Origin of the sequence: Kistimonas scapharcae (genome assembly GCF_039540975.1) — a bacterium.
GTDB lineage: Bacteria > Pseudomonadota > Gammaproteobacteria > Pseudomonadales > Endozoicomonadaceae > Kistimonas > Kistimonas scapharcae.
The window spans coordinates 1-5060 of the sequence record NZ_BAABFL010000116.1; the positions used below are offsets into that span (position 1 = coordinate 1).

Consider the following 5060-nt stretch of genomic DNA (forward strand, 5'->3'; position numbering starts at 1 on the left):
GTCTGTAGAAAGCTGAAGCAGAATTAATTCATTAAAAATGAAGGCATTCTGATTCTATTTTTAGATTTTCTACAGGCTCGTTGCAAACAAACCCTGTCAGAATAAACCGACTCATCACTCTTCTGAACCCATGTTAATCAATCAGCCTTCGTCTGATGCCAAGCGAAAACTTGAGCCCAAAAGCCTACCAAAAGTGAGTCGTGAGCAAGAGCCTGAAGATACTCAATGCCACGTCGACATACCTGACAGAACACAAACGTCAGCAAAACCTGAATCTAAAAGCCCTGAACCGGATTCCTCTTTGACTGCGGCACAAGGCGCCAGACCCAAAGAGACAGTTTTGAGCACATCGGATCCCGTTTCAGCGATGCAAGAAGGTATAGATATACCTGATCAGGAAGCCTTTAATGAGCTGATCGTTGCGTGTTGTTTAGAGTTACGAGAAAACTTTGTCGTACGAGAAAATGCAGTCGTAGCATTTATTGATGACCCAAAAAACAAGGATAAATTCAAAGCTGCCAAAAAGGCGCTGAATAGAGGTTTCTGGCCAGCAGGCCGCTTGTTTGACTTACTGAACGAGGCAGATCGCGTAAGCAATGAACCATTTTTCCGGAAAAGACGGGATGACTTTATCCAAAAGGCGCATTTTTATGTTGGACGCCCCCCCCAGAACCTCAAAACGGGAAGAGTCTATATGAAGGCGTTTAATAAAACATACGACGATAAACCCTTCATACATTATCATCTTGCAGATGATGCCACTCCCAAAGAAGCCTTGGCAAGCTGCCTTACGGACTTCTGGATTGGCGATGAAGGAGCCATAACAGAACTTATCATCGCAATGAGCTTAAATCGCTTTTGGGGAGAAACATTATTTGGCAAATACTTCAGCGGAAGAAATAAACTATCGCTGGTATCATATGGAATTCCAGAAACAAATAAAAACCCGATAGTTAAGTTAATGGAAAGTATTAAATCTCCAGAATTCGTTAAAGGTCATATTTACAACTTCAGAAACCATTCAGACTATGAGAACAAAGATTTCAACGGTGAATACAATAAAATAATGGCATTCTGCACGGACTGTAACAAGCCGAGCTTTTGTGCTCCCGAACTTTTTGAAAGTGCCAGCAGAAATGACGTCCACGATACACTTGTCAAGTTGTTTAATCAGGAACCATATAACGCAAGAATCATGACAGAAGAAGGATGGGAAACATTATTGCATTCATACGACCAATTAAGTCTAATGCTACATCGCATGCCGCACAGGATGATATCGAGAAGGGATCTTTTAAATAACAATGGAGGCTTAGAGATAGGCGTATCATTAAGAGTTGATTTTAAAAAGGTAAGAAAGATAAAACTTGAACATAGAAAACACTTACAAAAACAAATCAAAAAGACACGCTCTCACAAAATAAAAACAGAAAGCCCTAAACAGCCAAAAACCTCAACAAATGTAGCAAAAGCTCAGATTATGCCACCATCTACCACGAAGTTAGAGACTACAGCAACTACAGCAACTACAGCAACTACAGCAACTACAGCAACTACAGCAACTACAGCAACTACAGCAACTACAGCAACAGAACAGCTAACACTTGATCAGACAACCCATTTCAAGAGACAGCTAGAGGAAATGAATAAAGTACTCAGACATCACAAGAAGCTAAATGCGACGGATGAACAACTCAATCAAGCATTCAGCACTCTAAAAAACGCCTATCTTACATTAAGACATGGCAACATCAAGGTTGAGAAAGATACTCAACGCTACTATGACACCATAGAGTCTTATGTGACAGCTAATAGGCAATAGTTTATGAAGAACAAAGAATAAGATACTCAACCAACAACCTGACTTTCGGAGACAAATGGCGGTTTTGAGGATATACCGCCCAAATCCCATCATCAGGCAACCGGTACTGGTCCAGCACAGATACCAGCTCACCACGCTTGAAATGTTTCTCAACATAATAATCAGGCAGCTGGACAAGTCCTAATCCGCGCAACGATGCATCTTTTAACGCGAGGCCACTATTACAGCGCCACTGCCCATGAACACGAAAATACTTCTCCTGACCATGCTCAAGGAAGCGCCAGACATCCACTGAACCATGCAGGCATTGGTGCTGACTGAGCTCGCCCAATGTGTGAGGCTGACCATAGCGATGAAAATAATCAGGTGACCCACACACATACTGGGTACGTCGACCTATTTTTCTGGCGATTAACGAGCTGTCTTCCAGTTTGCCCAAGCGTATCGCCAGATCATAGCCTTGGCTGATCAGATCCAGTTTTTCGTTGGTCAGGGTAAATTCCAGACGCAGCTCCGGATGATCACAGAGAAACTGGTTCACCAGCGGCGCGACAAAATGCTCGCCATAGAACACCGGTGCAGTCATTTTTAATAACCCTCTCGGGTCACCATTGAGATCGGCCACCGCCCTGTCGGCTTCTTCGAGCCCCACCAGCAACTGGCGACAATGCTGATAGTAAAGGTTACCGGACTCCGTCAGTGTCACCTTCCGGGTTGATCGATAAAACAACTTGGCGCCCAACCGCTGCTCCAGCGTATTCACTTTGCGGCTGACATGGGCCACCGATACATCCAGCTGTTTGGCGGCTCCCGTAAAACTGTTTGCATCCACCACTGCGACAAATTCTGTGACACCCTGCCAGCGCTCCATTGTTACCACCTAGTAATAGTGATTTACCTGAAACGGCAATTATTGTTTCATCAGAAATAAATACAATACGTGCATCAACACGATTCACTCACCCACAACACAGGGTATGACAGAATGGAAATGATCAAGACACGCGCCGCCGTAGCCTGGGCTCCCGGAGAACCACTGAAAATCGAAGAAGTCGATTTGATGCCACCCCAAAAAGGTGAAGTGCTGGTACGCATCGTCGCGTCCGGCGTTTGCCATACCGATGCCTACACGCTGTCAGGCAGTGATCCGGAAGGCGTTTTTCCCGCGATACTCGGCCATGAGGGCGGCGGTATCGTTGAAGCGGTTGGCGAAGGCGTTACCGGCCTGGCCGTCGGCGACCATGTGATTCCGCTATACACGCCAGAATGTGGCGAATGCAAATTCTGTAAATCTGGCAAGACCAACCTTTGCCAGGCCATTCGCGCTACACAAGGTAAGGGCTTGATGCCCGATGGCACGACCCGTTTCTATAAAGACGGCAAACCCATCTACCACTACATGGGTACGTCAACCTTTTCCGAGTACACCGTCGTACCGGAAATAGCCCTGGCCAAAATCCGCAAAGATGCCCCGCTGGAGAAAGTCTGCCTGCTGGGCTGTGGTGTGACCACCGGCATGGGTGCCGTTATGAATACCGCGAAGGTGCAGGAAGGTGATACCGTTGCCATCTTTGGCCTGGGCGGGATTGGGCTGTCTGCCATTATCGGCGCCACCATGGCGAAAGCGGGTCGAATCATTGCCATTGATATCAATGAAAGCAAGTTTGAGATTGCACGACAGCTGGGCGCTACCGATTGCGTCAACCCTAAGGATTACGATAAACCGATCCAGGACGTCATTGTGGAGATGACCGATGGCGGCGTGGACTACTCCTTTGAATGCGTGGGTAATGTTCACCTGATGCGTTCGGCCCTGGAATGCTGCCACAAGGGCTGGGGGGAATCCGTCATTATTGGTGTGGCCGGTGCGGGAGAAGAGATAGCCACCCGTCCGTTCCAGTTGGTGACCGGCCGGGTCTGGAAAGGCTCTGCCTTCGGTGGCGTCAAAGGCCGCTCAGAACTGCCGGATTACGTTCAGCGTTATATGGATGGTGAATTTGAACTGGATACCTTCATTACCCACACCATGGGGCTGGATGAGATCAACACCGCATTTGACCTGATGCACGAAGGCAAGTCCATCCGCACCGTCATTCATTTCGATCAATAAACCCGCAAGGCCGGGATGCTCAGCATCCCGGTACAGGTAACCCCATGCCGGAAACACTGGAATTACTCAACAGCTACCGCTGCTTCGAGGGATGGCAGAAACAGTATCGCCACCCCTCTGCCACCCTGCACTGCAACATGACGTTTTCAGTCTACCTGCCACCGCAAACCAACGACGGTGAAAAAGTACCCGTCGTTTATTGGTTGTCAGGCCTGACCTGTACGGATGAAAACTTTTCCACCAAAGCCGGTGCCCAGCGAATTGCCGCAGAACTGGGATTGGCGCTGGTCATGCCCGACACCAGCCCCCGCGGCGAAGGCGTGCCCGATGCAGACGACCAGGCTTACGATCTTGGGCTGGGTGCAGGCTTTTACCTCAATGCCACACAGGCGCCCTGGAATCGCCACTACCAGATGTATGACTATATTACGAAAGAGCTGTCAGCGTTAATCGAGCAGACGTTCCCCGTCACCCATCAGCGCGCGATTTCCGGCCACTCAATGGGCGGTCATGGCGCCCTGATGATTGCACTGAGAAATCCGGATCAATATGCCTCAGCAACGGCCTTCTCCCCCATCGTCAATCCAACGCAATGCCCCTGGGGTGAAAATGCTTTCACTCACTACCTGGGAAATGACAAGGCAAGCTGGAAGATCTGGGATACAACGGAACTGATTACAGCAGGAGCGGAAAAGCTGCCTGTACTCATTGATCAGGGCTCTGAAGACAGCTTTCTGGAACAGCAATTGTTAACGGAAAACTTAATATCCGTCTGCAAGACAAAACAGTATTCCGCCGAGATTCGTTACCAAAAGGGTTATGATCACAGCTATTACTTTATCGCCTCATTCATAGAGGAACACCTTAGATTTCATGCGCATTATTTTAATGCCTAACCCCCCCCTGGCAGAGGGATCTTTTCCCCTGCCAGCAGTACTTCCTGAAATAACTGACACAACCATACATGAGCATTTTCATAGGATATTGTGCAAAATCCTCCTATTTTACCAAGAACTTTTCCCCAGAAAATACGTCTATTAACTAATGCCTTAACTCCCGCTTAACGATCTGAAGAAGTAAGGCTAAATTGAATGAAGAGAGCGTCCCCTGTGCTCTTCAGGCAAAATA

General features: G+C 47.8%; 4 protein-coding genes. 3 read left to right on the forward strand and 1 reads right to left on the reverse strand.

Annotated features, from left to right (window positions below; all coding sequences use genetic code 11):
* Positions 1-130 precede the first annotated feature (130 nt).
* The gene (locus tag ABD892_RS07010; RefSeq protein ID WP_345194732.1) at positions 131-1822 is read left to right on the forward strand and encodes a hypothetical protein; all 1692 of its coding nucleotides are present in this window, start codon (positions 131-133) and stop codon (positions 1820-1822) included.
* A gap of 1 nt (position 1823) precedes the next feature.
* Here ABD892_RS07010 and ABD892_RS07015 read toward each other — a convergent pair whose 3' ends face one another.
* Positions 1824-2693 carry a LysR substrate-binding domain-containing protein gene (locus ABD892_RS07015; RefSeq protein ID WP_345194733.1) on the reverse strand — a complete coding sequence of 290 codons (870 nt, stop codon included), beginning with the start codon at positions 2691-2693 and terminating at the stop codon, positions 1824-1826.
* Positions 2694-2807: 114 nt separating this feature from the next.
* Between ABD892_RS07015 and ABD892_RS07020 the strand changes: the two genes are divergently transcribed.
* Positions 2808-3932, forward strand: a complete 1125-nt coding sequence (locus ABD892_RS07020) for an S-(hydroxymethyl)glutathione dehydrogenase/class III alcohol dehydrogenase (RefSeq protein ID WP_425559193.1) — start codon at positions 2808-2810, stop codon at positions 3930-3932.
* Positions 3933-3976: 44 nt separating this feature from the next.
* Complete coding sequence (fghA, locus tag ABD892_RS07025; protein WP_345194734.1) at positions 3977-4828, forward strand: S-formylglutathione hydrolase; 852 nt, start codon at positions 3977-3979, stop codon at positions 4826-4828.
* The last annotated feature ends 232 nt before the right edge of the window (positions 4829-5060 follow it).